The sequence below is a fragment of the Desulfovibrio biadhensis genome (genome assembly GCF_055388615.1).
The window spans coordinates 417,466-439,391 of sequence record NZ_AP042477.1; the positions used below are offsets into that span (position 1 = coordinate 417,466).

Below are 21,926 nucleotides of genomic sequence, written 5' to 3' on the forward strand. Positions count from 1 at the left end.
GGAGGCATCCAATGCAGGATTCACTCATATCTGCAATTATCGAACTCGAATGGAGCATGTTTTCTCAGGTGGAAAACACGGGAGGCCCCGCCTCTTGCCAGTCTGACCCTGGAACATTTGCCATCATGCGCCGCAGCCAGTTGCACGCATGGTCAAAGGAAGTGCAGGAAAGCTACCTGCAGGACCTGAAGACGGCAAACAGCCAGGGCCGCAACCTTATGACCGAAAAATACGCCAGAATGATGGCCTCCACCTATCCGGAAGAGTACAGCCGTATTGCCGGGATGCTGCCGCCGGTGGATACCGAGACCCAGCGTCTCATAGAGGATATTGTCGCCATCAACGTTGTCTGGAAGGAACAGCTGGCGAGCAAATATCCCACGCTGAACGGCAAAGGCAGGCCCATCCGCTCCAGTCAGGACTCCCCCTACACGACTTCCATCGAGACCTATCTCAGGGGCGAGCTCACCACCTACTCCCCTGCCACAATCCGCCTTCTTCACGAGCATACAACATCCCAACAGGAAAAAGGCGTCAACGGGGCCGAAGTGCACCTCCTGAACATGGTGCAGGAGTATGGCTACACGTCTCTGGCCGAGGCCGAAGCCGAAGCCTGATGCCCCTGCGTGTCCCCCCTTATAACATTACCCGTTACACAGCGGAATTATGGAAGGCACAAGAAATGACAGACAACTTGGAAATGTTTCTTCAGGAAGTGCAGCAGGATGTGGACGAAGAAGTGCGCAAGTACTACGGAGAGGCATTTTATCAACGCTGGCGCACGCCCCCGAACTTCGGCGAACTGGAAAATGCAGCCATGGGCGAACAGACTGGCACCTGCGGCGACACCATACGCATATATCTCCTTTTCACTGAAGGCCGGGTGCACCAGGCCACATTCTGGACCAATGGCTGTGCCTCCAGCACGGTTTCCGCCTCCATGGCGGCGGAAATGGCGTCCGGCAAAACAGAAGATGAACTGATGGAATTGAGTGGAGAAGCTGTACTGCAGGCCATTGGAACCATGCCAGAAGACGATGCTCACTGCGCTTTTCTCGCTGCCAATGCAGTACACGCAGCACTGGAGGACCACCGCAGCAACAAATAAAGCAAAACATATTTCTTATCTTCATCAGGATAAAATGCTGCAAGAGACATTTTCATACTCTTGCAGCATTATTTTATTAAGAGAGATGAATTTTTCCCTTTGAAGAAATCATAAAACACGATCCACTCTATTGACAATTCATTCAGACATGGAGCAATAAGTTCCGGCAATCACGGTGTTCCGCTGCATTTTCATACAACCTTACCTTGGAGTGTGTACATGCGTTTGCCTACTTTTTTACTGTTCTTATTCCTTTTATTTATCCTTACCATTCCCCAGATCGCTTTATCTTTTGACGCCTACACGTTGCGAAATGTGCAAAGCGGATTATGTCTCGACGTCAAGGGCTATGATGGGAAGTCACGTGACAATGTAATGCTCTACGCCTGCGATGGATATGAAGACCAACTGTGGACCGAGCAGCCCACCAGCAATCAGTTTTACAAACTCATCAATGCCAAGAACAGACTCTGTCTGGATGTAAAAGGTTACGACGCCAGACCTGGGGACAACGTCATGCTGTACGCCTGCGACGGCTACCCCGACCAGGAGTGGTATAACATAGAAGGACCCAATGGCTCCTGGGCCATGGTGAACCGCAAGAGCGGCCTCTGCCTGGACATAGCAGGGTACGACGGCAAAAGCCGCGCCAATGCCTATCTCGCGCCTTGTGACGGGAATATGGATCAATACTGGATGGGGTACTGATTTCTCAGCAATATGGTGGGTGGGGGAGCGCGTTACGTTGCGCTATCCCGCCCCGCCTGAAATAAGCAGAAACAAGGCAAAGCCGACAAGAAAACTGACTGCCGACCACCTTGTGTCGTCGGAAGCCTCGTGGGCCTCGCCTATCATATCTTCCACAGCGGCAAGAGTATAAATGCCCCCCACAAAAACCAGGCAGCTCAATTGCAGCGTTTCCGACTGCCCCCGCAATAAAAAATACGCCAGAATCGCAGCGCCCACCACTGGCAGGGCAAACGATGCCGCCAGCAGCAGACGTTTTCTTTTGCGCAGTCCTTTCTCACGAAAATTGGCGATGACGGCAAAACCTTCGGGCACATCGGCCAGCACCTGCCCCAGCGCCAGAACCAGGGCCAATGCACTGGAGACGGTGGCGCTTGCACCTATAAGCAATCCATCGCCAAGCAGATCGGCAGCCACTGCAATATATACCATCCAGGCCCCACTGCCCGTATTGGAAGCACGCTTTGCAGTCCAATGCGCAACACCGGTTTCAATGAGCAGGTAGGCGCACCCCCCTGCCATAAAAGCCAACGCCAGCAACCATGCAGGCGCTCCCTGCAGAGCTGCCGGCATCACTTCCACGGCGATAACGGCCAATATCACCCCTGCAGCGGCGTGAAGCGCCCGATTCAGCATGGTTGGCGAAGGCTGCAGCACTTCGGCCAACACCCCGCCTGCAAAATTACCCATGGCAGGAAGCATGGCCAAGGCTACCACCGTCATCAAACTGGTTTCCATGATCTAGCCGCCTTGCAGCAGATTTTACTGGCAAAAAAACCGCTTTCTTATCTTTTTTACACCCTTATCATGTAGCAAATAAATCCAGGAAAGCAATGCTCCTTTATTTCCAGGGGGCACAGAGGCTAAACTTCTTGTCATCACACTAACAGACAATCTTTATCGCCCCAATTATATCCTTTCATTCCAAGGTGTCACGGATATAATTCTCGCCGTGTCATACAATTTTCCCAGCATCTTCCGGTAGCATTTTATAGCCTCTGGTGATATTGCCTCCGGCATGTATTCGGTATTCCGCTCCATCTTCCTCCGCCTGTTTGCAGTGCTCGTCATCGTGTTCGCTTTTGTGGCCGCGCTGCAATACTTATATCTTACGCAACGCATTGATTTTTTTGCAGCCCCCCTTAAGGAGTACAACCCTGCAGCAGTGATCAACTCACCGCCTTCTTCCGGAGTCTTGCTTGTTCTGGGCGATGAAGCATCCATTGGGGCGGATTCCTGGACAGAGCAGTTGCGCAGAGAGCGTTCCGACCTCACTGTGGTCAATTCCGCAGTGGCGTACACCGGAATTATCGAAGCCATGGCCATGACCCCGAACCGTCTTGGAGAATTTGAGCCCGACGCACTCGTGTACCAGGTCAGCGCAGGAAACGACCTCATGGACCTGCGTAAAGACCCCGGCATGAGCGGCGTTGACTGGCAGCAAAGCATCTTATTCGTCCTGGAAAACCACCTGGCCGTGACCACATGGATAAAACGACAATATTATCACTGGCGGGAGCAACCCGTTCCGGCGCCATTGTATACGTCCCCTTCCCGATTACTTGCACAGTGCCCCCGCTGTATTGCGGAGCAGATTACCACCAGCGGTTATTACAGCGGCGTCTATGAACAATACATCTCCGCCATGCAGGGCTTGATGAATGTAGCCAAGGACAGGCGATGCGTTGTGGTTGTGCTGCCGGATAAGTCGCAGGTCAGTGAAAAGTGGTTTGCCGCCTATGCAGACATGGGACAAGAAATGGGGCGGGATATGGCCGATCGCTCCGTATTCATGGCTGAAAGCTACCCTTTTGTGCAGGGCATTTCCAAAGCGTTGCTCGGCAGAGAAGGCCTCACCGTGGTGAATATGCTTCCTCTGCTGCGGCAGGCGGAACAGATTGCCCCTTGCTATAAAGAGGACTCTCCGCAACTGAACGAGCACGGTCAGGCCGTTGTTATGCGCGCGGTGCAAAAGGCCATTCTGAACGCGCAATAGGCGCATCCATCCTCTTATTCCCCAGGCATCCTGGAAAAACGCGCTGCCTCCCTGCTATTCCTTTTTCTTTCTGAATCCGAAAACACGCCCTCTGACAAGAGAATCAGTGCCGAATTTCTCACGGATGGCGTCCAGGGTATCATCCAGCGGATCGCTCTCTCGGGTCGCTGGTTCGTCAAGAAGCGATAACTGACGCACACCCTGCTTGAAGTTGGAAACACTCAAACCGATGAGCCGCACTTTTTTAGGCAGTGTTTCCGCTGCCAGCAACGCCGTAGCGGTTTCAAAGATAACCTGCGTGGCATTGGTTGGCGCTTTGATTGTTTTACTGCGCGTGATAGACTTGAAATCACTAAATTTTATTTTCAGGGTGATCGTGCGCCCCTTGTATTTGTCCCGCCGGAGCCTGCGCCCTACGCGCTCTGCCTGATGCAACAACCAGCGCTGCAGCTCTTCACGATCATCCGTATCCTCAGAAAACGTATTTTCCGCGCCTTCCGATTTCGCCTCGCTTGAGGGGTGCACCTCCCGGGGGTCAATGCCGCAGCAGCGGCGGTACAGCTCTCCCCCCCATTTGCCAAAGCGCTTTTCCCAAAAATCCTGGGAGAACCGCAGCGCATCGCCGGCAGTTTTCACGCCAAGCGGCTCGAGCCGGGATAGCATGCTCCCCCCAACACCAGGAATCTTGGAGATTGGCAGATCACGCAAAAACGCTTCCATCTGATCGGGGTACAGGATGAACAAGCCGTCTGGCTTGTTATAATCAGACGCAATTTTCGCCAGAAATTTTACAGGGGCAATACCCACAGAGCAGGTGAGCCCCGTGGCCTGGCGCACCGCGTTCTTGAGCGTTGCGCCCAGTTCCTCAGGAGGTCCGAAAAGACGTTCCAGCCCGGTGACGTCGAGGTAGGCTTCATCCACAGAGGCCTGTTGCACCAAGGGAGAAAAATTCTGCAGGACATCCATGACCTGATGCGAAACTTCGGCGTACCGCCCCCCCCTGCCGCGCAAGAACACACCATGGGGGCACAAGCGTCTGGCCTGTGCCGTGGGCATGGCAGAGTGCACACCAAACTTGCGTGCCTCATAGCTGCAGGCAGAAACCACGCCTCTGGTCTCCCCGCCCACTATAACTGGCTTGCCCGCAAGCTCCGGCGCGTCCAGCACCTCCACGGAAGCAAAAAACGCATCCATGTCCACATGCAATATGTAGCGTTGCACCTCATTCACGTTGCTTACTCGTGTGCAGGGGGGAGCGCTCCCTGCCCGCCATCCGGAGCAGGATCACCCCCGGAGGGGGCTTCCTCCACGCTGAAACGCCTGATGTGCTGCAATGGGTAAAAATCGATTTCCAAATCTTTTTTCAGCAACAAAAGGTCGCCATCCTGATTCACGTCCCAGGCGCGGCAGAAAAAACGCTGCACCCCGCCTCCCAGCCAATGAATGGTGACATGGTAGGCGCCCGGCTTGACGCCGTTATCTTCATGCTCCAGCGCAAGCGTTCGCCCCAGTTGCTCCTGGAGCATATCTTCCCACTTGCGGCGCACATGCTCCCGGTTTGTGGGCGTGTCATGCTCCGGACAAAGCCCCAGCTTGTCACTGTCATGGGCCGGCACTATGCCGCATATCCACCCTGCCAGCACTTCCTTGCCGCAGACATCGCATCTTACCATGTCTTCTCCACCCGCCAGGCATGTTAACGTCTCTTGAACCTTATACAATGTAAGTATTGAAAAGACCATGTTCCTGCCAGCGCCATGATCGACAGCGCTTTTACTGCTTATTGTATTTGCTCTTTATTTTGCTATCATCTTTCTACGCCACCGATACTTGAAGCTTCCTGATTTGGGGGACGGTTCTTTACTGTGGAACTGTCGGGAGGATACATGTTTTATACCAGTGAGGTGTGTTCAGCCTCATTCCGTACAAAGATCAAAATTGCTGCGCTGACGTTCATACTGGTGGCTCTGTGTGTATTCCTGACTCAGTTGTTAGGACCTGGACACGTCTCTCCCGTATGGGCGCCCAGTGGTTTTGTATTGGCCCTTCTTTTGTTCTATGGCAACGCTATAATACCCCACCTTGCTGTAGGGCTTTTCCTTGGCATGTTTTTCATGGGGCTCCCCTTTGGCGCCGCCCTGACAAACATGATCGCAAATATCCTGGAGGGACTGATTGCTGTCAGCATTCTCCGGCGCTACGCAGATATAAGGCATTCACAACTGCACAAGGCTGTGGCTTATGCAGCCATTGCCTGCGGCATCGCATCCCCTTTCAGCGCGGTATTGGGCTCCAGCAGCGCGCTTCTGCATGGTTATATTGCGAACTCCTGGATTGGCTTCTTTGCCACCTGGTGGCTGGGAGACAGTCTGGGAATCCTTGTCATGGGCCCATTTACTCTTGCCGTTTTGCACTATTTGAAAGACCCCGACGCCAAAGTCAAAGAACGCCGCACCCTGCAAGAGTCCAAAAGGGAAGCAATCCTTCTGGCTTCAGGCCTGGTGCTGACCATGGCCTTCCTCTTCAGCAACATTCTTCCGGCAAATCTGAGCAGAACCCTTGGCTTTCTCTTACTCCCCTATGCAGTTTGGGGGGCAATGCGCTTTGGCCCCCTCGTCTCTACGGGAATCACGTTGCTCATCGCCACCGTTCTCACCGGTGCGACCATTTTCCAGGTGGGCTTCTTCACCCTGGATACCACTATGACAAGCCTTGTTGCCCTCAGCCTGTTTCTGGGAGTCATGGCGCTGAGCACCCTGCTCATTGCAGGGGCGGTTGCGGACCGCAATGCCCTTGAAGCACGTCTTCGTAAAAGCGAAAATCAGCTTAATCTCCTTGTCGACAATTTCCCAAACGGACGCGTTGCAATCTTTGACCACAAGAAACGCTTCACCCTTTTTGGTGGGCTTCGCCTGGGGGAACTAAAAACAACAGCGCAACACGTCATGGGCAGAACAATCTCAGAAATTTTCCCCCTCCAAAAAAACGGGGTCCAGGAAAAAATCGTAGACAGAACCCTTGCCGGGGAAAGTTGTATAGAAAACATGGCCATGGGCGCGCAAACATACGAAGTAAGGTCGCAACCGGTTTATAATTCTCGCGGCGATGTCCAGGCCGCCCTTGTCATAAGCCAGGACATTACCCACCGTCTGGAGTTGGAAAAAAGCCTCAAAAGCAACCATGAATTTCTGCAAACCATTTTGGACACTCTTCCAGAGCCTGTTTATTTCAAAGACAAGGATTTACGCTACCAGATGGTGAACAAGGCCTTCAGTGACAGCCTGAACCGGCCCCCCGAAGAAGTGATCGGTAAAACGTCGTGGGATATAGCAAAAAAGGAACTGGCTGAAGAGTATCACGCCAAAGATATCGAATTGCTAGCCTCCACAGAAGGGAAACAGTTCTATTGTACAATGGGCATGGATATTCAAGGCAGATTCAGCAACATTTGTTTCAGCAAGGCGGTGGTCGATGCAGAAAGGTTTGGAGGACGCTGCATAGTTGGCGCAATCCACGATGTCACGGAGCTCGAAAAGGCCAAGGAAGACCTTGCAGCCAGTGAACGTAAATACCGCACCCTGTTCTCTGACCATGGCAGCGCCTTGCTGCTTGCAGACGCAGAAAGCGGCGTCATATTAGATGCCAACAAACAGGCCGGCACGTTGTGGGAAGTGCCATATGAGTCGCTGATCGGCAAGCATCAGGGAGACCTGCACCCCCAAGAACATCGCGAGCATTACAAAGAAGTGTTCCGCAGGTACCTTGCCGGTGACAACAGCCTTATGAAGGAATTGAAAATAGTCACTGCCACGGGAAAGCTCATTCCAGTGGAAATCCGCACCGCCATGCTGGAGCATGAAGGCAAGCAGGCCGTACTTGGCATGTTCCTGGACATCAGCGAGCGCCAGAAACTGGAGCAACTGCGCCAGGACATTGAAATCATGAACCGCCACGACCTCAAGGCGCCGCTCAATGGCATCATTGGCCTGCCCACGGTCCTGCTCGACGACGACAACATCACGGACAAGCAACGCGAAATTCTGCAAATCATAAACGATGCCGGCCTGCGCATGCTGCACCTGATCAACCTTTCCCTGGTGCTCTTCAGCATAGAAAACGGGCGCTACGTGTGCGAATCCGAGAGCTTTGACCTGCTCCTGACGCTGCACGCCATCCTGAATGAACTCAAGCCGGCCATGCGCGAATACGGCGTGTCCGCCACTATCGTACGCCAGGATGCGCCCCCTGAAGGTATACAGGATGCGCCTTTCACACTCCTAGGCGAACGCATGCTCTGCTACAGTCTGTTCTCCAACTTGGTTGCCAACGCCATGGAAGCCAGTCCTAAACAAGGAACCATTGAAATTGTTCTGAGCCACCATGATGGCGAAGCAGCCATCACCCTGCGCAACAAAGGGGTGGTTCCAGAAGCGATCAGAACGCGCTTCTTTGAAAAATACGTTACCTCCGGCAAGCGAAACGGAACAGGCATGGGCACCTACTCGGCACGCCTGCTTGCGGAGGCGCAAGGGGGCAGCATTTCCATGCAGACCTCGGATGCGACAAACGAAACCGCGGTCACCGTAAAACTCCCCTGCTGAGCCCCCCTTTCCTTTGCAAAAGGACAGTGTTTCCATAACGGGCGGCATTCGGCAATAATACGGTAGTAATTCAGGAAGGTAGCGAATAACGTACGGCAACGCGGCTGGCGTACCGTAGGCGACTGGCGTTTTTTTGGCGGCTGGCGGCTACTCCGCTTCCACCAGACCGGTCAACTTGCCAAAGCTGTCGTCCAGAGGACTGCAGGAAGTAATGTTTTGCTGCAAATACTTACGGATAGGGCCTATCATGGCCAGGGCTTTGTCTATCTCGGGATTGGACCCCCGGGAATAGGCGCCGATGTTGACCATGTCTTCCACGCGATTGTAGGTGGCCAGGTGGCGAATGACCTGACGGCCAGCCTTGATGGCGTCTTCCGGCGCCACATCGCCCCGCAAACGACTGATGCTTTTGAGCACGTTGATACTTGGGTAGTGCCCCTGGTCGGCCAGTTCGCGCGTCAGTACAATATGCCCGTCCAAAATGGAGCGCACAGCGTCAGCAACGGGTTCGTTGAAGTCATCACCATCCACCAACACGGTGTATATGCCGGTGATGGTGCCCTTGTTGTTGCGCCCTGCCCGTTCCAGTAATTTGGGCAACTGGGCGAAAACAGAAGGCGTATAACCGCGGGAGGTAGGAGGCTCACCCACCGCCAGCCCCACTTCACGGGCCGCCATGGCGAAACGCGTCACAGAGTCCATCATCAGCAGTACGTCCTTGCCCTTGTCGCGAAAATGCTCGGCTACCGCGGTGGCTGCATAGGCGGCGCGCATGCGCACAAGCGGGCTCTGGTCAGAAGTGGCCACGATCAGCACGGAACGCGCCAGCCCCTCCGGGCCCAGGTCTTTTTCGATAAATTCCAACACCTCGCGGCCGCGCTCCCCCACCAGACCGATGACGTTGACGTCCGCCTTGGTGTACCGCGCCATCATGCCCATGAGCGTACTCTTGCCCACGCCAGAACCGGCCATGATGCCTACGCGCTGCCCTTTGCCCAGCGTCAGCAGACCATTGATCGCGCGGACACCCACATCCAGCGGCTCACTGATGCGGGGGCGCGAGAGAGGCGAAGGCGGATCACTGTAAAGATGCGAGTACGACGTATTGCGCAGGGCGCCCTTTTCATCCACAGGATTACCAAAAGCGTCCAACGTGCGTCCGAGCAAACAATCTCCCGCAGGAAAAAGGGGGGGCTGGCTGTCATTTTGTATCAAACTGCCGGGACGTATGCCGCGCATGTCGCCGTATGGCATGAACAGGCAGCTTCCCTCACGAAAGCCCACCACTTCCGCCGCAATGCCCTCGTTTGTGGCTGCGCTTTCAGGCAATAGCCGGCAGACAGCGCCCAAAGGAGCCTTGATGCCTTGCCCCTCCGCCACCATGCCAACGACCTTGTTGACTTTGCCGAAGGTTTTGCAGGGATCCAGGCTTTCCAGCATGCTGCAACAGGTATGCGGGTCAAAGGTCATGCGCCGTCTCCGGGGGTTTCGCAATTGCCTTCGCAGCTGTCTTCAGGCTCCAGGCTCAAAGAATCGAGAATAGGCTTAACAATGGCCAGGCGCCCTTCCAGGGTGTTGTCGACCATGCCATGGTCGCTTTCCACCAGCAGCCCGCCTGGCTGCATTTTGGGGTCGTCCTTTACGCGCCAGGCTGAAAGTTTTGGATGCCGCTGGCTCGATGCGGCCAGAAGCTGTTCGATTGTCTCGCGATCGTCCGGATGCACCGTGATATTCAAGCCGGAAAGTTCGTCCAGGGATTCAACGGCCTGGTCCAGAAATCCCGACAGGACCTCGCGGCGGTTCTGGTCCAGTTCAAGATTGCAAATGCGCTCTACTGCAAGGCGGACCAGGGCGACAAGATCCTGACGGTGGGTTTTCCAGATACTCTCACGGCCGCTGTTGATGGCTTCCAACGCACCGGCCAGGGACTCAGACATCTCTATGTGGGCCTGTTCGAGCTGCTGTTGCGCTTCCGCCAGTCCCTGCTCAAGTCCTTCCTGGTAGGCGCCTTCACGTATCCGTTTGGCCTCCACCGTAGCATTGCTGACGATCTCCTTGGCCTTGGCGGCAGCCTTTTCCTGAACCCGCTGCATGACTTCCTGCTCGACTTCCTTGCTCCAGCGCTTGGCCGAGCCGATGCCGGCAATATCCTCCACCGCCACCAGAGAGTCGCGGCTCATGCCAGCGCCCAGAAAGACACGCCCCGTGATGCGCGTTTGTTTCTCTCCTGCCTCTGCGGCAGCGGGTGCGGCGTTTTTCGCAACATTAGACGAAGACATCACTGGAACCTCTGCTGATCACGATGCGGTTTTCCACTTCCAGCCTGCGAACGGTCTTGACCACATTCTGCTGTGCGGCTTCCACATCGGAAAGCCTGACTGGTCCCATGATCTCCAGGTCTTCCTTGATCATGGTGGCCGCGCGCTCGGAGAGGTTTTTGAAGAACTTCTCCTGCAGGTCCTCGGAAGCGCCCTTCAGACTCAAGGTCAGATCCTCGTTGGAGATTTCCTTGAGCAGCTCGCGGATGGAGCGGTCGTCCAGGCTTCTGATATCGTCGAACACGAACATGAGGTTGCGGATTTCTTCGGCCATCTGCGCAGATTCCTCTTCGATCTCGGAAAGGACCTCTTCCTCGGTGGAGCGATCCACCGCGTTGAGAATCTCGGCAACAGCCTGTACGCCGCCAACCTTTTTGCCTTCTTTTCCGCCCATGGCTATCAACTGGCTTTGCAGCACCTTGTCCACTTCCAAAAGCATTTCTTCGGGGACTGCTTCCAATTTGGCCAGGCGCATCAACACTTCGGGACGCACACCAGCAGGCAGGTTGGAAAGCAGTTCCGCAGCCTGTTCCGACTGCAAATGCCCCAGAATAAGGGCCAGGGTCTGCGGGTGCTCGTTGCGCAGAATCTGCGCCAGAATCCTGGGGCTGACATTTTCCAGCTCCCGGAAAGGCACAGGTCCATGGTCCAAATCCAGTGCATCCATAATATACTTTGCAGTATCAGAATCCAGGTTCTTGGTCAGCAGTCGCTTGACCACATCCTCGCCGCCGGTGATCATTTCCTGCCCGGTTATCAGGGCACGGTGATAATCACGGATAACCTCTTCCACCTGCTCTTTGGGTACGGTTTCCATATCCACCATAGCCTTGGAGACCTGTGCTATCTCAGCCCTGTCCATGCGTTTAAACATTTCGGACGTGAACTTGTCGCCCATGGCGAGCAGGAGAATGGCCGTCTTTTGCGGACCGGTGAGTTGATCAGCCAACTTTAGCCCCCTCTGGCTCTTTCAGCCAGTGCTTGAGGATCGCCACTGCCTGGTCGAGGTTCTGTTCACTCAACTGAGCAGCGTGCGCCTTTATGTCTTCGATCTTGCGCAAAGCGTCGAGGGCGTCTGCTTCTTCATCATCCCCTTCCATAAGGGCCAGGCGCTCCTGACCTTCAGGCAGGCCTTCCAATCCCTCGACCATCTCGCCCTCCACTCTGGGGCGGATGAGGGCCAGGATAACCGGCCTGACCACGAGGAGCAAGAAAAGGAAGATGAGCAGCGCACTCAAAAGTGGCTTACCAAACCGCAAGGCATAGTCCATGATCATTTCAGCCAGGCTGGGCTTGATCTCTTCCTCAGGACCGCCAAAGGCGATGTTGGTCACTTCTACGGTGTCACCCCGTGCGGACTCATACCCCACGGCGTTTTCCACCAATGCCTGGATGCGGGCGATTTCTTCTTCACTGCGGGGCACGAAGATGGCTTCGCCCTCTTCGTTGGTTTCGTAGGTGCCGTCCACTATGACGGCAACTGTCATCCGGTCGATGACGCCGCTGTTGGCCACGATCTGCTGCTCCACCTTGTTGATTTCAAAGTTGGTGGTGCGTGTTTCACGTGTGCTTTGCTGTTGGCTGATGGCGCCGGCTATGCCGTCACCGCGGAAGTTGGCCTCGGGAATGCCCGATTCGGTGTTGGCGCGGCCCTGGGTGGTTTCTTCACTGCGTTGCTCGGAGCGAACAACGGCGCTGTCCGGGTCGTATTCTTCCTTAACGATGGTTTTCTGACTGAAATCCATGTCGGCGTTGACCTTGGCGATGACCCTGCCGGGGCCGATGACAGGAAAGAGCATTTCCTCGATGCGGCGTTCGAGGTTGGATTGCAGCGTCATCTTGTATTCAAGCTGATCCGTGGTCATGCCCTGAAGCGTATCGTCACTGGGGCTGTAAAGAATCTTGCCCGATGTATCGGCAACGGTAATGCGGTTGCGCTGCATGCCGTCTACTGACATTGCCACCAGGTTGACGATGGCTTCGACTTCGCCCTTTTCCACCTTTTGCCCTTTGACGAGCTTAAGGACCACGGAAGCGGACGGGTCGCGCTGTTCTTCGATGAACAAGCTACGAGAAGGTATGACCAGGTGTACGCGGGCGCGCTCCACCTCTGGAAATTCTGCAATGGTTCTTGCCAGTTCACCTTGCAGGGCGCGCTGGTAATTGATTTTTTGTACGAAGTCTGTTTGTCCGACCTTGACTTCATCGAAAATTTCAAAGCCGACGCCCTGCCCTACCATGGAGCCTTGGCCGGCGACCATGAGGCGCAGGTCGTAGACTCTTTCTTCCGGCACCAGGATGGTGGCGCCATTGTTTGCCAGTTCATAGGAGATCTTTTCCGATTTCAGGGTCTCCACGATCTTGGCGGCGTCTTCTGGAAAAAGGTTGCTGTAGAGAACGGCCATGTTGGGACGGTTGATCCAGAACAACATCAGGAAAAAGGCGACGATGACTGCAACAGACAGTCCGCCTATGAACACGCGTTGGGTGACGTTGGTTTTGTCCCAGAATCCTTTGAGTCTGCCCAAATACTCTTTCATGCCCGCCATGATTGTTCTCCTTGCTGCGGCGTAATCTCAGTACAATCTGTTGTCTTGTCAGGAACGCCTAGAACTGGATGTGCATCAGTTCCTTGTACGCTTCCATTACCTTGCCGCGCACAGCGTTTGTCATGCTCATGGTGATGCTGGCTTTCTGCAGCGTGATCATCAACTCGTGAACGTTTTCGTTCTCGCCGGAAACAAATGATTCAATGGCCTGGGACTTTTGCGTCTGCATGTCGTTGACGCCCTTGATGGTGTCGGCCATGGCATCTGCAAAGCTGTCCTTCCCTTCATCGACCTTCAAGGTCTTCATGTGGTTGCTTTGCTGCTTGGTACCATCCGCGCCTGTGGCTATAGCGTTGGCATAGGCCTTCATCGCGATATTCGGGATAGCCATTGTCGTTTCTCCTCAGGCTTAGCGGCCTATTTCCAGGGCCTTGTTGAACATGCCCTTGAGGTTTTCCACTGTGGTCGCGTTGGCTTCGTAGGAACGCATGGTGGTGAGCATGTTTGTCATTTCCTCCACCACGTTGATGTCGGGATAGAAGACATAGCCTTCGGGATCGGCGTCAGGGTGCCCCGGCTCGTACACGCGCTTCAAAGGCCGCTTGTCAGTGGCGATGTCCAGAACGCGAACGCCGTTGAGTTCCCTGTCCAGAGCGGAGTTCATTGCCTTGCTGAAAGGGGATTCCACAGGCGTGGCGGCCATGGTCACGCTTTTACGCCGGTAAGGTCCGCCTTCCGCCGTCCGCGTGGTCTTCACGTTGGCCATGTTCATGGAAATGACGTTCATCTGGGTGCGCTCTGCAGAGAGCGCGGACGATGCGATATCAAAAGCTGTCATGAAATCCATTATGATTTGCCCTCCCTGATGACGGTCTTCATCCCTTCGAAATTCTTTTTGATGATGGTGGTCAAAGCGTTGTACATGAGTGTATTCTTGGAGAGTTTCGCCATCTCCTTATCCATGTCCACAGAATCGTCGCCTGGCACTTCATGGGGCTGGAAAGCCTTTTGAAAGTCCGCGCCAAAGGTCTCTGGATTGAACACGGACGGCATGTGGTCGGACTTTGTGCGGGCCATCTTTCCTTTGGCGTCATTGTTCAATGCCGACTGGAGCTGGCCTTCCCACTCGATTTCGAGGGGTTTGTAGTTGGGCGTGTCAATGTTCGCCAGGTTGCTCATGACGACATTTTGACGCTTCATCCGCAGGTCCAGGACCTTGCCTGTAAGCTCTATGTGATTGGAAAACATGCCTTTCATGCTGATTTCCTCCTGAGTCATTATCCGGTCGTCTGCTATGGAACCGGGAATTCGCGCTTCACTTTGCAACTAGCGTTCCACACCAGCAAAATACTGTTTTGTTTGATATTTTACGCAAAATTGTTTTTTTCATGAGCCAGAATCCCGCCTTTTCGCCCGCTGCCTGAAACCGCTGCGTGAATGTTAAGATGTGCTGTGCCCCCGGCAGCAATTTCCCTCCTCCTCGCAACCGACGCACGAATGTGCCTCTCGCGTAGTTTTGGAGCACCCCCTTGAAACCACGACACAAATTGAAAGTAGAAAGGTGCAATATTAAAGGACGTCAAACCCTAAAGGGTTTTGCTTGTCCGCCGATGAGAGCATTGCCGGCCGCCAGCGAGTCGACACATTCTGCCGGCACATGCACGCTGCAATCGCAGCCAGGGAGGGGAGCGCCGCCACAGCACACGCGCTCCTGTGAAAAAATCGAGGAACCACCTCTTCTGAAGCCGCTTACGTGGAAATGTTGCTACGAAAGGGTTTCAGGGGGTGCTACACCATGTTCTTCGGCATGAAAGGTGCAATGTCGTCACAGCATACATGCTGGTCGGCAAAGCCTGCCGCAAATTTATGGCACGGCGCTTGCTATAGATTTAATACCGGCAAAATATCGCCGGGAACAGACGCAACTGAACTCGGAAAGATTGTTCAGGAAGAACAGCGTAAGAATGGGGAAACCATCTTCCGAAATGGAGGGGAACCATGAGTGACCATCTGGACTACGAAATCAACAAAGAACTGGGCGAGTGCTACCTGTTCATGGGTGACATGGACAAAGCTGAAGAGTACTATCAGAAGGCGGCAAGCTCGAATGGCATCCACCCTGACCCCTATTTGGGGCTGGCGACCATCGCTGTACAGCGGGGCGACCTGGAACAGGCCCTTGGGCTTTATCGCCGCGCCGCCGGCATCGAACCCAACGACAAGGCTTTGGCCGGCATGGCGCTGGTTGAGCTGGAAAAGGGTGAACACGAAAGCGCTCTTGAGCACTTCAACAAGGCCCTGGAGCTGAACCCCGACAATACCGTGGCCGTCTTTGGCCTGGTGCAGACCGGGTTCGCCATGGACAGACTGGAAGCAGTGACGGAGCCGCTCCTGGCCATTCTGGAAGCAGCGCCGCAGAAGTCCGACGTGCGCTTCAGTCTGGCGGGCTGCCTTTTAAAGGCAGGGCGCACTGACGAAGCCATGGCGCAGCTGGAGCTGGTACTGGAGTATGATCCTGAAAATGCCCATGCTCTGGAGCTCTACACCCAGCTCGCCGCATAGTCAGACAGGCAAATTTCATCATATCTCCCCTCCCCATTAGATTCTCCGGCCTTCTTTAGCTGGCGCGAGAGGGCCGGAGAATCATTCTACCAGAGGGAGGCTGCAACCGGCACGGATACGTGGCCCGGTGCGGTTGTCGTGCTCTGTTGCAAGAAAAGTGTTTTGCCTGTCTGCTATTCGCCCTTGTTTGCCGTGCTCTCAATCACAGCGGCAAGCTCCTGCAAGTCGCAGGGTTTGACCAGGTACGCGTCCATTCCGGCATCCAGTCCCTTTTCCCTGTCGGCTTCCATGGCAAAGGCTGTCAGACCTATGACAGGGAGCGCGGGCGAGACGCCCTCCACTGTTCCTGAGCGGATGGCGCGGGTTGCGTCCAGGCCGTTCATCTCCGGCATCTGCACGTCCATGATCACCAGGTCGAATTGTCGCGAAGCAAGCATCTCCAGGGCCAGACGTCCGTTTTCCGCGGTGGTCATACTGTACCCCATGTTGGCCAGTGCACGCTCCATAAACGCCCTGTTTATGGGATCATCCTCTACTAAAAGCACATTCAGATCCGAACTGCTTTTCCGCAATTCCATCTTTGCGGGAGGGGGTGCTTCGCACACTTCCAATGTCTCGTGACACAACCGAAACGGCAGCCAAAAATAAAACGTGCTGCCGGTGCCGGGCTTACTTTCCACCCAAATGTGCCCCCCCAATCTGGTGATGATTTCCCGGGCGATGGAAAGGCCCACGCCAGCCCCTGCATGACTTTTGGTCAAAACTTCTTCGCCCAGAAGGAATCGCTCGAAAATTTTCTCCTGCCTGGAATCTTCAATGCCTATGCCCGTATCTGACACAGAAAAGAGAAATGCGGTTGCGTCCTCCCCGTAGCGTGCAACCGCAGCTTCCCGGGAAGGACCATCCATGGTGCTCACTGTCAGGGTCACGGTGCCGCGCCTGGTAAATTTGAAGGCATTGTCCAGAAGGTTTTGGAGCACCTGACCTATGCGGTTCACGTCACCAAACAGGCAATCTTCCACATCCTCGTCGACGGTGCACACAAAATCAATGTCCCGCTTTTTTGCCAGATCTTCCGCCCCATTCAGAACCGGTTCCAGACATTTTCGCAGGGAAAAACGTGTCTCGTGAAGATGAAATATGCCCTGCTCCAGACTGGCCAGCTCCAGCAAGTCATTGAGCGTGTGCAGCAATTCGGTGGACGATTGACGCATGATGTCCACGTATTCACGCTGGCTGTCTTCGAGCTCCGATTCCAGGAGGAGCTGCGCAACACCAAGAACACCATTAAGCGGCGTTCTGAGCTCATGGCTCATGTTCGCCAGAAACTGCGTTCTGGCTTCTGTTGCACACAGGGCCTGATTACGTGCTTCACCCAGGGCGCTTTCTGTCAGCTCGCGTTGCGACGCCTCCCGCTGCAAGGTCTTTACCGCTTCCTCCAGCTCGGCAGTGCGCAACTCAACTAGGTATTCTAGCTGGTTGCGGGCGTGCTCCAGCGCCAAGCTGGCCTGGTAGCGCCTGGTTATATCCATATACGTCCGCACAAAACCGCCATTGGCCAGGGGGCAATGGGCAACTTCCAGCATGGTATCACCCGGGCCGGCGATCTCGAAGCAGAAGGACTCCCCGCTCATGGCGCGCTTTCTTGCTTTGGCCATCCACTCTTCATCATAGTCATGATAAGCTGACCACCAAAGCAGCACATCATCAAAGGTCCGCTGCTGTGCAAAATAATCACCCGGCAGCGCCATCAATTCCAGAATCCTGTGGTTGTGCAACACAACGCGCCCCGCAGCATCCATCATCAACAGCCCCTGGGCCATGGATTCAAGGGTGTCTTCGAGAACCCGGCTTTTGGATGTGGTTTCCTGCAGGGCTTGATAGCGCACGGTGATATCACGCATGTGGAGCAAACAGCCGTTTACTGCGTTCGCTGCATCACTCGAGGGCATGAGGGAAATGTCGTAACAAATATCCCCACTTCCACGCGCCTCAAGCTCCACCTGAAAATCCACGCGCTCTCCTTGCAGACATTGCTTGAGCCGGTCCACAAAGAATTCGTCCCAGATCGCGACAGGCATCATTTCCTTCAGGGGCTGTCCGACAACTTCCTCCCTGGGAAACGCAAACGCCGCGGAAAAAGCGTTGTTCACAGCAAGCAAGGTTCCATCGCTGTCCAGCAATGCGATCAGATCACCTGTCGCATCCAGCATGGCGCGACTCCACGCCAAGCCAAGAATATCCTGGTCACTGGAAGCCCTAGACATAGGCGTTGCTCCCTTTGAGCTGATTTCTTCGTAAAGTTACCCGAAGGATATTATTTATCTATTTAGTAGAGCGCTGATTTTATTTTTTTACCCATGTTCATGCCACTTGTAAACGGAGTGTTTGCTTTGCATACATTTATTTACTTTGCCAATAAATAAATACAGTAAATATTATTTATGCCAATGCACCAATACTGCCAGTCGCCATTGTCTTGCGAGAAATCAGGAGTTGTGGCAGATGCACGAAAACGCGAGGAGGAACCCCAATGCTTTTTTTGCCGATCTCCCGTGCGCTTTTGAGCGTTACGGACAAAACCGGGCTCGCTGATTTTGCCCGGGCTTTACAGGAAAAAGGTGTCGAGCTCGTTTCCACCGGCGGCACCAAACGCGTACTCAGCGAAGCTGGTCTCGATGTGACGGGCGTTAGTCAGGTTACCGGTTTCCCTGAAATTCTTGATGGCCGGGTAAAGACGCTGCACCCCCGCATCCATGCGGGCATTCTTGCAGACAAGGACAAGCCCGAGCACCTCAGCGTGCTGGAGGAATTAGGCATCCAGGCTTTCGACCTTATCTGCGTAAACCTGTACGATTTTGCCAAGGCAAAGGACCTGGGCCTGGAAGCCAAGGCAGCCGTGGAGCAAATCGATATTGGCGGCCCCACCCTGTTGCGCGCTGCTGCCAAGAACTACCACAGTATCGTGGTTGCGCCGACTCCGGATGACTACAACCTGATACTTGAGGATATGCAGGCCAACAACGGGGGCGTCAGCCTCGAGCTCCGCAGGCAACTCGCCGCAAAAACCTTTGCTTCCGTTTCCAGATACGACAACATGATTGCAGACTACCTGGAACACCCTGCACAGTAACAAACGAAATGATTTTACTGCAATGCCTCACAGGATACCGCTTGCTCGCTCATGCGGCCGTATTCTGGAAAGGCGACAGCATTCAAGGAGCCTGACATAGCCAGCAAGGCATTCGGCAATCTGCAAGGCCTCAAGCCCGGGCAACTCAAGGCGGTGAACCGCCTCTACCAGCGGCGCTACCCTGCCACGGGGGGCTATACCCTCGAGCAGGCGCGGGAGCTGGCAGGCATTTCCCTGGGCATCGGACGGCAACTCGGTCTGCTCATCGACCGCAAAGGCCGTCCCGCAATGGTAATCGTAGGAAAGCCCGATTCCATATATATTCCTGAAATCGAACGCTCCCGCCAGGGTGCAGGGCGTTTGCGCGGGCTCAGACTGCTGCATACCCATTTGCGGCCTACCCCGTTATCCCAGGAAGACCTCATGGACATGCTCTTCCTGCGCCTTGATTCCATTGCTGCGCTCACCGTTTCGGAAGAGGGGGACCCCCGGCATTTGCACTTTGCGCATCTGCTGCCGAGCAAACAGGGAGACGACCCCTACCGCGTATTTCCTCCCATGCCGTGGGACCACCCGGATATCGATCTGGAGGCTGTGACCGAAGCGCTGGAAGAAGAGCTGGCCAGGACCGAAAGCGGACGCACGACTGACGAACCAGGACAAGCGCCCCATCTTAAGGGTCATGCAATGGACAGGGCGCTGCTCGTCAGTGTCAGCCAGGCGCCCAAGGTGGAACAGGAGCGTTCCCTTGCGGAACTGACCGAACTCGCCAAGACAGCCGGGCTTGTGGTGGCAGGAAGCATGCTGCAACGCGTGCCTAAACTGAATCCCAAATTCATATTGGGTAAAGGCAAACTCACAGAGCTCGAAGTGCTTGCCCTGCAAGAGGGAGCTTCCATCCTCATCTTCGACTGTGAACTCTCCCCTGCCCAGATGCGTAACCTTGCCGAGGTCACGGAGCGCAAAGTCCTTGACCGCACCCAGCTCATTCTGGACATTTTTGCCGGCAGAGCGACCACCCGCGCCGGAAAACTGCAGGTGGAGCTAGCCCAGTTGGAATACACGCTGCCGCGCCTTGTGGGTAAAAACACCGCGCTCAGCCGGCTGGCAGGCGGTATTGGGGGCAGAGGCCCTGGTGAAACAAAGCTCGAGCTTGACCGGCGCAAAATTCGTACACGCATGACGCGCATTAAACAGGATTTGGAAAAACTGCGCAAACAACGCGCTGCGGCCCGTGCCCGACGAGCCAAGGCAGGGGCGCCGGTCGCCGCCCTGGTGGGCTACACCAACGCAGGCAAATCCACGCTTTTGAACACCCTGACCAATGCAGAAGTGCTGGCTGAAAACAAGCTTTTCGCCACCCTGGACCCCACCACCAGACGCCTGCGCTTTCCTGAAGATCGCGAGCTTATCATCACAGACACGGTTGGCTTTATCCGCCACTTGCCAGCAGAACTAATTGAAGCCTTCCGCGCCACCCTGGAAGAACTGGAAGCCGCCAGCCTGCTCCTCCATGTTGCCGATGCATCGCACCCTGAGTTGGAACAACAACTTACGGCAGTGGACTCCATTCTTGAAGATATGGAGCTCGCTGAAATTCCGAAGCTTCTTGTGCTCAACAAGATTGACGCCCTCGCAGATGACGAGCGGGAAGGTCTTTCCCTCCGCTTTCCTGACGCCATACTTGTTTCAGCATTGCACCGCAAAGGTTTGGAGGATTTATCAACTGCGATCATCTCCCGTATCGACTGGAAACGAGGGCTCATCGACGCTTAAGCACACATATCAATGATAGATATAGTCCAGCAAATACCTTGATTTCTTACTGATTATCATTGACGTGACATATTTTGCCCAATTAAGCTTCAAACATGTCCTCGATTCTGCTAATTGATGATGAGGAAAGTTTACGCTGGAGCTATGCGCTGATCCTCGAAACTGCTGGCCACCAAGTTGCCACTGCCGAAGACTACGACAGCGCGCTGGAACTGCTCTCAAGCAACAGTTACGACCTCATCATTTCTGATCTGCTTCTCCCTGGACATTCAGGACTTGAAATCGTTGAATGGCTAACCAACCAACACATTGACGTCCCCGTTGTCATTGTCACCGGCCAGCCGGAACAGGAAACCGTCTGCCGCGGTTTCGAGCTTGGCGTGTTTGAGTATCTGACAAAGCCTGTTCGTAAAAATGACCTGCTTTCTATTGTAAACCAGGTAAACACATTCACAAGATTGTAGAACGTCGGAAAAATGCTGCAAACGTTACGGCGCAAAGCAGAGCAGCTACAGACGAAGAACTCGAGATGGTTCGCGAGTTTTTTCGACGAGAAATCCTGGACAGGCTGCCTCCGGGAATGCGCGCCTGTTTCACCAAGGAATACCTGGACAAGCTTTTTGGCGATGCGCCCCTTTCCGTAGCATACGCAGAGGGCGATCAGTTGCTATACATCAACAAACGCCTGACCGAAATTTCCGGTTACGAGCTGGAAGATCTCAACCCCGGCGACAAGCGTTCTGCTATGTTGTATCCTGATCCCAAAATACGAGAACTGATTCTCGAATCCCGCCAAAAACACTATATAGAAGCTGAATTTGGAACCCTCGGGCCAATATGCCGCAAAATTCCCATCCAAATGAAGGATGGAAGCATTAAGCCCGTCAACCTCTGTGCCCTTTTTATTCCCAAAGGACGTGTCTTTTTTTCGTTATTGTTAGCGAATGAAAGCTCGCCCACCGGCACCTCATCTTCTCGTCAAACAAATTCCAAATAAATACAAAACACTACCGTTGAAAATTATTTTTCATATTCCAGAAAAACAGGGGAACCTCGCCCCTTGATACTGCTGCGTTTCAGTTGTTTCTCCCCACCAAAAACTGTAGACTCAACACAGAAGCACCATCTATGCTGGC

At 54.4% G+C, this 21,926-nt stretch carries 21 protein-coding genes; 10 read left to right on the forward strand and 11 right to left on the reverse strand.

Going from position 1 to position 21,926, the window contains the following annotated elements:
- The first annotated feature begins 11 nt into the window (after window positions 1-11).
- From ACZ5EH_RS01795 to ACZ5EH_RS01805, 3 genes are all read left to right on the forward strand, one after another.
- Window positions 12-617 (forward strand): DUF4125 family protein, encoded by a 606-nt coding sequence (locus ACZ5EH_RS01795; protein ID WP_464276430.1) that lies wholly within the window; start codon window positions 12-14, stop codon window positions 615-617.
- A gap of 65 nt (window positions 618-682) precedes the next feature.
- A complete protein-coding gene (locus ACZ5EH_RS01800) occupies window positions 683-1,108 on the forward strand; it encodes an iron-sulfur cluster assembly scaffold protein (protein WP_464276431.1) in 426 nt (141 codons plus the stop codon).
- 219 nt (window positions 1,109-1,327) lie between these two features.
- Window positions 1,328-1,816 carry an RICIN domain-containing protein gene (locus ACZ5EH_RS01805; RefSeq protein ID WP_464276432.1) on the forward strand — a complete coding sequence of 163 codons (489 nt, stop codon included), beginning with the start codon at window positions 1,328-1,330 and terminating at the stop codon, window positions 1,814-1,816.
- Window positions 1,817-1,858: 42 nt separating this feature from the next.
- Here ACZ5EH_RS01805 and ACZ5EH_RS01810 read toward each other — a convergent pair whose 3' ends face one another.
- Window positions 1,859-2,593: a ZIP family metal transporter gene (locus ACZ5EH_RS01810; protein ID WP_464276433.1), complete on the reverse strand. Its 735-nt coding sequence runs from the start codon at window positions 2,591-2,593 to the stop codon at window positions 1,859-1,861.
- A gap of 280 nt (window positions 2,594-2,873) precedes the next feature.
- On the opposite strand from ACZ5EH_RS01810, the gene ACZ5EH_RS01815 reads away from it, so the two are divergent.
- Window positions 2,874-3,851, forward strand: a complete 978-nt coding sequence (locus ACZ5EH_RS01815; protein ID WP_464276434.1) for a hypothetical protein — start codon at window positions 2,874-2,876, stop codon at window positions 3,849-3,851.
- A 54-nt stretch (window positions 3,852-3,905) separates the two neighbouring features.
- Here the strand turns inward: ACZ5EH_RS01815 and ACZ5EH_RS01820 are convergent, their stop codons facing one another.
- Window positions 3,906-5,081: a DNA polymerase IV gene (locus ACZ5EH_RS01820; RefSeq protein ID WP_464276435.1), complete on the reverse strand. Its 1,176-nt coding sequence runs from the start codon at window positions 5,079-5,081 to the stop codon at window positions 3,906-3,908.
- Between the two features lie 5 nt (window positions 5,082-5,086).
- Window positions 5,087-5,524: a hypothetical protein gene (locus ACZ5EH_RS01825; RefSeq protein WP_464276436.1), complete on the reverse strand. Its 438-nt coding sequence runs from the start codon at window positions 5,522-5,524 to the stop codon at window positions 5,087-5,089.
- A 213-nt stretch (window positions 5,525-5,737) separates the two neighbouring features.
- On the opposite strand from ACZ5EH_RS01825, the gene ACZ5EH_RS01830 reads away from it, so the two are divergent.
- Entirely contained in the window at window positions 5,738-8,452 is a 2,715-nt protein-coding gene (locus ACZ5EH_RS01830) for a PAS domain-containing protein (RefSeq protein WP_464276437.1), read from the forward strand.
- A 147-nt stretch (window positions 8,453-8,599) separates the two neighbouring features.
- Here ACZ5EH_RS01830 and ACZ5EH_RS01835 read toward each other — a convergent pair whose 3' ends face one another.
- Genes ACZ5EH_RS01835 through flgB form a run of 7 tightly spaced genes read right to left on the reverse strand, consistent with a single transcriptional unit; the run spans window position 8,600 to window position 14,576 of the window.
- A complete protein-coding gene (locus tag ACZ5EH_RS01835; RefSeq protein WP_464276438.1) occupies window positions 8,600-9,922 on the reverse strand; it encodes a FliI/YscN family ATPase in 1,323 nt (440 codons plus the stop codon).
- On the reverse strand, window positions 9,919-10,731 hold the full coding sequence (locus ACZ5EH_RS01840; protein ID WP_464276439.1) for a FliH/SctL family protein: 813 nt from the start codon (window positions 10,729-10,731) through the stop codon (window positions 9,919-9,921). The genes ACZ5EH_RS01835 and ACZ5EH_RS01840 overlap by 4 nt, the downstream gene beginning before the upstream one ends.
- Window positions 10,718-11,719: a flagellar motor switch protein FliG gene (gene fliG / locus ACZ5EH_RS01845; protein ID WP_464276440.1), complete on the reverse strand. Its 1,002-nt coding sequence runs from the start codon at window positions 11,717-11,719 to the stop codon at window positions 10,718-10,720. Before fliG ends, ACZ5EH_RS01840 begins: the two co-directional genes overlap by 14 nt.
- On the reverse strand, window positions 11,712-13,319 hold the full coding sequence (fliF, locus tag ACZ5EH_RS01850) for a flagellar basal-body MS-ring/collar protein FliF (RefSeq protein WP_464276441.1): 1,608 nt from the start codon (window positions 13,317-13,319) through the stop codon (window positions 11,712-11,714). Before fliF ends, fliG begins: the two co-directional genes overlap by 8 nt.
- A 58-nt stretch (window positions 13,320-13,377) precedes the next feature.
- Window positions 13,378-13,710 (reverse strand): flagellar hook-basal body complex protein FliE, encoded by a 333-nt coding sequence (fliE, locus tag ACZ5EH_RS01855; protein ID WP_464276442.1) that lies wholly within the window; start codon window positions 13,708-13,710, stop codon window positions 13,378-13,380.
- A gap of 18 nt (window positions 13,711-13,728) precedes the next feature.
- Window positions 13,729-14,166 (reverse strand): flagellar basal body rod protein FlgC, encoded by a 438-nt coding sequence (gene flgC, locus ACZ5EH_RS01860; protein ID WP_464276443.1) that lies wholly within the window; start codon window positions 14,164-14,166, stop codon window positions 13,729-13,731.
- Entirely contained in the window at window positions 14,166-14,576 is a 411-nt protein-coding gene (flgB, locus tag ACZ5EH_RS01865; protein ID WP_464276444.1) for a flagellar basal body rod protein FlgB, read from the reverse strand. Before flgB ends, flgC begins: the two co-directional genes overlap by 1 nt.
- Window positions 14,577-15,317: 741 nt before the next feature.
- Between flgB and ACZ5EH_RS01870 the strand changes: the two genes are divergently transcribed.
- Window positions 15,318-15,881 (forward strand): tetratricopeptide repeat protein, encoded by a 564-nt coding sequence (locus tag ACZ5EH_RS01870; protein ID WP_464276445.1) that lies wholly within the window; start codon window positions 15,318-15,320, stop codon window positions 15,879-15,881.
- A 173-nt stretch (window positions 15,882-16,054) separates the two neighbouring features.
- Here ACZ5EH_RS01870 and ACZ5EH_RS01875 read toward each other — a convergent pair whose 3' ends face one another.
- Entirely contained in the window at window positions 16,055-18,148 is a 2,094-nt protein-coding gene (locus ACZ5EH_RS01875; RefSeq protein WP_464276446.1) for a response regulator, read from the reverse strand.
- A gap of 266 nt (window positions 18,149-18,414) precedes the next feature.
- Here ACZ5EH_RS01875 and ACZ5EH_RS01880 point away from each other — a divergent pair, with 266 nt between their 5' ends.
- From ACZ5EH_RS01880 to ACZ5EH_RS01895, 4 genes are all read left to right on the forward strand, one after another.
- Window positions 18,415-19,014 carry an IMP cyclohydrolase gene (locus ACZ5EH_RS01880; RefSeq protein WP_464276447.1) on the forward strand — a complete coding sequence of 200 codons (600 nt, stop codon included), beginning with the start codon at window positions 18,415-18,417 and terminating at the stop codon, window positions 19,012-19,014.
- A 51-nt stretch (window positions 19,015-19,065) separates the two neighbouring features.
- Entirely contained in the window at window positions 19,066-20,790 is a 1,725-nt protein-coding gene (gene hflX / locus ACZ5EH_RS01885; protein ID WP_464276448.1) for a GTPase HflX, read from the forward strand.
- Window positions 20,791-20,885: 95 nt separating this feature from the next.
- Window positions 20,886-21,254, forward strand: a complete 369-nt coding sequence (locus ACZ5EH_RS01890; protein ID WP_464276449.1) for a response regulator — start codon at window positions 20,886-20,888, stop codon at window positions 21,252-21,254.
- A gap of 65 nt (window positions 21,255-21,319) precedes the next feature.
- Window positions 21,320-21,787, forward strand: coding sequence for a hypothetical protein (locus ACZ5EH_RS01895; RefSeq protein WP_464276450.1), 468 nt, complete (start codon window positions 21,320-21,322; stop codon window positions 21,785-21,787).
- Window positions 21,788-21,926 lie beyond the last annotated feature (139 nt).

Excerpts from the sequence above, each read along its gene's own strand:
- flgC (WP_464276443.1), bottom strand. The coding sequence starts at position 14,166 with ATGGATTTCATGACAGCTTTTGATATCGCATCGTCCGCGCTCTCTGCA.
- flgB (WP_464276444.1), bottom strand. The coding sequence starts at position 14,576 with ATGAAAGGCATGTTTTCCAATCACATAGAGCTTACAGGCAAGGTCCTG.
- ACZ5EH_RS01835 (WP_464276438.1), bottom strand. The coding sequence starts at position 9,922 with ATGACCTTTGACCCGCATACCTGTTGCAGCATGCTGGAAAGCCTGGAT.
- ACZ5EH_RS01840 (WP_464276439.1), bottom strand. The coding sequence starts at position 10,731 with ATGTCTTCGTCTAATGTTGCGAAAAACGCCGCACCCGCTGCCGCAGAG.
- ACZ5EH_RS01895 (WP_464276450.1), top strand. The coding sequence starts at position 21,320 with ATGGTTCGCGAGTTTTTTCGACGAGAAATCCTGGACAGGCTGCCTCCG.
- ACZ5EH_RS01880 (WP_464276447.1), top strand. The coding sequence starts at position 18,415 with ATGCTTTTTTTGCCGATCTCCCGTGCGCTTTTGAGCGTTACGGACAAA.
- ACZ5EH_RS01800 (WP_464276431.1), top strand. The coding sequence starts at position 683 with ATGACAGACAACTTGGAAATGTTTCTTCAGGAAGTGCAGCAGGATGTG.
- ACZ5EH_RS01870 (WP_464276445.1), top strand. The coding sequence starts at position 15,318 with ATGAGTGACCATCTGGACTACGAAATCAACAAAGAACTGGGCGAGTGC.
- ACZ5EH_RS01815 (WP_464276434.1), top strand. The coding sequence starts at position 2,874 with ATGTATTCGGTATTCCGCTCCATCTTCCTCCGCCTGTTTGCAGTGCTC.
- ACZ5EH_RS01810 (WP_464276433.1), bottom strand. The coding sequence starts at position 2,593 with ATGGAAACCAGTTTGATGACGGTGGTAGCCTTGGCCATGCTTCCTGCC.
- ACZ5EH_RS01795 (WP_464276430.1), top strand. The coding sequence starts at position 12 with ATGCAGGATTCACTCATATCTGCAATTATCGAACTCGAATGGAGCATG.
- hflX (WP_464276448.1), top strand. The coding sequence starts at position 19,066 with ATGCGGCCGTATTCTGGAAAGGCGACAGCATTCAAGGAGCCTGACATA.
- ACZ5EH_RS01890 (WP_464276449.1), top strand. The coding sequence starts at position 20,886 with ATGTCCTCGATTCTGCTAATTGATGATGAGGAAAGTTTACGCTGGAGC.
- fliE (WP_464276442.1), bottom strand. The coding sequence starts at position 13,710 with ATGGCTATCCCGAATATCGCGATGAAGGCCTATGCCAACGCTATAGCC.
- ACZ5EH_RS01825 (WP_464276436.1), bottom strand. The coding sequence starts at position 5,524 with ATGGTAAGATGCGATGTCTGCGGCAAGGAAGTGCTGGCAGGGTGGATA.
- ACZ5EH_RS01805 (WP_464276432.1), top strand. The coding sequence starts at position 1,328 with ATGCGTTTGCCTACTTTTTTACTGTTCTTATTCCTTTTATTTATCCTT.
- ACZ5EH_RS01830 (WP_464276437.1), top strand. The coding sequence starts at position 5,738 with ATGTTTTATACCAGTGAGGTGTGTTCAGCCTCATTCCGTACAAAGATC.
- fliF (WP_464276441.1), bottom strand. The coding sequence starts at position 13,319 with ATGGCGGGCATGAAAGAGTATTTGGGCAGACTCAAAGGATTCTGGGAC.
- ACZ5EH_RS01875 (WP_464276446.1), bottom strand. The coding sequence starts at position 18,148 with ATGTCTAGGGCTTCCAGTGACCAGGATATTCTTGGCTTGGCGTGGAGT.